This window comes from Streptomyces sp. B93 (assembly GCF_018070565.1).
Lineage (GTDB): Bacteria > Actinomycetota > Actinomycetes > Streptomycetales > Streptomycetaceae > Streptomyces.
This window is the reverse complement of the sequence record NZ_JAGPXL010000105.1, coordinates 1-2,954: the sequence shown is the minus strand read 5'-3', so window position 1 is coordinate 2,954 and position 2,954 is coordinate 1. Positions and strand designations below refer to the sequence as shown.

Below are 2,954 nucleotides of genomic sequence, written 5' to 3'. Positions count from 1 at the left end.
CCCCAGAGCCACCCACCGCCCCCCGGCGTACTCATGGGCCAGCTCATGACAGGCAACCTGCACAGCCCGCTGCGCATCCAACGACACCGCCAAATGCGCCAACGGATCCTCGAAGTGCGTATCCGCCCCATGCTGCGTCACCAGCACCTGCGGCCGAAACTCCGCCACCACCTCCGGCACCACCGCATGGAACGCCCGCAGCCACCCCGCGTCCCCGGTCCCCGCCGGCAACGCCACGTTCACCGCCGACCCCTCGGCCCCCGGCCCCCCGGTCTCCTCCGGCCACCCGGTCTGCGGAAACAACGTCCGAGGATGCTCGTGCAACGAGATCGTCAGCACCCGCGGATCCTCCCAGAACGCCGCCTGCACCCCGTCCCCGTGGTGCACGTCGACATCCACGTACGCGACCCGCTCCGCCCCCAGCTCCAACAACCGCGCGATCGCCAAGGCCGCGTCGTTGTAAATACAGAACCCCGCCGCACCCCCGGGCATCGCATGGTGCAGCCCACCCGCGAAGTTCACCGCGTGCAGCGCCTCCCCCCGCCACACCGCCTCCGCCGCCCCCACCGACTGCCCGGCGATCAACGAGGACACCTCATGCATCCCGGCGAAGGCCGGATCGTCCACCGTCCCCAGCCCGTACGACCCGTCCGCGCCCCGCGGATTCGCCGACGCCGCCTTCACCGCGTCGATGTAGTCCTGCCGGTGCACGAGCCGCAGCGTCGACTCCCCGGCCGGTTTCGCCGCGACGACCTCCACCTCGCGGTCGAGTCCGAACTCCTCGACGAGTCTCCAGGTCAGCGCGAGCCGGACCGGATCCATCGGATGCTCCGGCCCGAAGTCATAGCCCGTTACCGCCTCGTCCCACATCAGCTGTGCGCGACCGCTCATACTCGCCACCGTATCGGTCAGGTTGACTCCTGAACGAGCGGGCGTACACCAGCGTCACCAGCACCAACACCATCGGTACGAGCATCGCCCCCCGATAGCTCCACGCGTCCCCCAACGCCCCCACCAACGGCGAACCGATCAGGAACCCCACATAGTTGAAGACATTCAGCCGAGCGACAGCCACATCCGACGCCCCCGGAAACAGCCGCCCCGCCGCCGCGAACGTCTGCGGCACGATCACACACAACCCCAGCCCCAACAGCGTGAACCCGAGCATCCCCACCCACGCTCCAGGCGCCCCCGCCACCACCGCGAACCCCACCGCGGCAACCACCGCCCCGCCCCGTACGACGGCCACGGCCCCGAACCTCCGCACCCCCATGTCCCCCAGGGCCCGCCCCACCAGCGTGGTCACCATGTACACGTTGTACGGCACGGTGGCGAGCTGCTCACTGCTCCCCAGCACGTCCTGCAGGTACTTGGCACTCCAGTTGGAAACCGTCGCGTCCCCGATATAGGCGAAGGTCATCACCAGGCACAACGGCAACAGGGCCCGAAAGACGAACCCCCCACCCGCGCCCCCCGCAGGCCGCCCTTCGACACCCACCCGATCCCCGTCGACGTACCACCGACTCCCCACCAGAGCCCCCGGCACCAGCACCACCACCACCGGCGCATAGGCGACGAACAGCGCCAGCCCCCAGTGCGCCCCCACCCACGCCAGCGACGCCCCCACGATCCCGCCCAGGCTGTACGCCGCATGGAAACCGAGCATGATGCTTCGCCCGTACGACCGTTGCAGGCTCACCCCGAGCATGTTCATCGAGGCGTCCAACGCCCCCACGGCCAACCCGAAGGCCGCCAGCGCGACCCCCAGCTCGACCAACCGCTCCCCCGCCCCCACCCCGAGCAACGACAGCAGTACGACGGGCTGGGACCACCGCAACACCTGACTGGGCCGTATCCGCTTCACCAGCCACTCGGTCGTCACGCTCCCCACCCCGGCCAGCACGGGCACGGCGGCGAGGAAGGCGGGCAGCAGCGCGTCGGACACCCCGTACCGGTCCTGGATCGCCGGGATACGCGTCACGAGCAGCGCGAACGCGACCCCCTGGGCGAAGAAACCGAACGCCAACGAAGCCCTGCCGCGCCGCAGCACATCAGTCATGGCGGCGAGCGTAGGCCCCAGACCTACCGCTGGGTACATCCAGCCAAAGATGAATTTCCCTCAGCTTTACCTCAGTAGCTCAAGCAGCTCCCCCATGTCCCCGAAGAGCCCGTCGGCCCCCGCCAGCTTGTGCGCCGCCGTCATGGCGGTGAACCCGTACACGTCCATCCCGGCCGCCACCGCGGCCTGGACCCCCAGCGGACTGTCCTCCACGACCACACACCGCTCCGCCGCCACCCCCATCCGTTCGGCGGCATACAGGAACAGATCGGGAGCGGGCTTCCCGCGCCCCACGTCCTGCGAGGAGAAGATCTGCCCCTCGTCGAACCACCGATCCAGCCCGGTGGTCCGGTGCCCCACCCGAATCCGCTCATGACTCCCCGACGAGGCCACGCAGTACCGCACCCCATCGGCCGCCAGCTTCTCCAGGACCTCGCCCACCCCCGCCACGGGCTTCAACTCCCGCTCGAACGCGGCAAAGACCCGAGCATGAAAGACATCATCGAAGTCCTCGGGCAGCCCCCGCCCCGTCCGCTCCTCGATCAGATCGTGTACGCGATGCATGGCGGCACCCATGTAGTCACGCAGGGAGTCGTCGTACGAGGTCGGATGCCCCAGCTCGGTCAGATATCCGGCCAGCAGCCGATTGGAAATGGGTTCGCTGTCCACCAGGACGCCGTCATTGTCAAAGATGACCAGGTCGTAACGCATACCTCGACCCTAAACGCAGAAGAGCCCCACACCTCAAGGTGTGGGGCTCTTCCCAAGATTTGTTCGGCGGCGTCCTACTCTCCCACAGGGTCCCCCCTGCAGTACCATCGGCGCTGTAAGGCTTAGCTTCCGGGTTCGGAATGTAACCGGGCGTTTCCCTCACGCTATAACCACCGAAACACTA

3 protein-coding genes and 1 rRNA gene are annotated in these 2,954 nt (G+C 68.2%); all 4 read right to left on the bottom strand.

Annotation, left to right across the window (positions count from 1 at the left end; translation table 11 throughout):
- A partial coding sequence (locus tag KBY47_RS36095) for an acetoin utilization protein AcuC (RefSeq protein WP_210928858.1) occupies window positions 1-891 on the bottom strand: 891 nt, incomplete at its 3' end.
- Window positions 842-2,059: an MFS transporter gene (locus KBY47_RS36090; RefSeq protein ID WP_210928857.1), complete on the bottom strand. Its 1,218-nt coding sequence runs from the start codon at window positions 2,057-2,059 to the stop codon at window positions 842-844. The genes KBY47_RS36090 and KBY47_RS36095, both read right to left, overlap by 50 nt.
- A 66-nt stretch (window positions 2,060-2,125) precedes the next feature.
- Window positions 2,126-2,770: an HAD family phosphatase gene (locus KBY47_RS36085; protein ID WP_210928854.1), complete on the bottom strand. Its 645-nt coding sequence runs from the start codon at window positions 2,768-2,770 to the stop codon at window positions 2,126-2,128.
- 61 nt (window positions 2,771-2,831) lie between these two features.
- Window positions 2,832-2,948 (bottom strand): 5S ribosomal RNA (rrf, locus tag KBY47_RS36080).
- Window positions 2,949-2,954 lie beyond the last annotated feature (6 nt).

Excerpts from the sequence above, each read along its gene's own strand:
- KBY47_RS36090 (WP_210928857.1), bottom strand. The coding sequence starts at position 2,059 with ATGACTGATGTGCTGCGGCGCGGCAGGGCTTCGTTGGCGTTCGGTTTC.
- KBY47_RS36085 (WP_210928854.1), bottom strand. The coding sequence starts at position 2,770 with ATGCGTTACGACCTGGTCATCTTTGACAATGACGGCGTCCTGGTGGAC.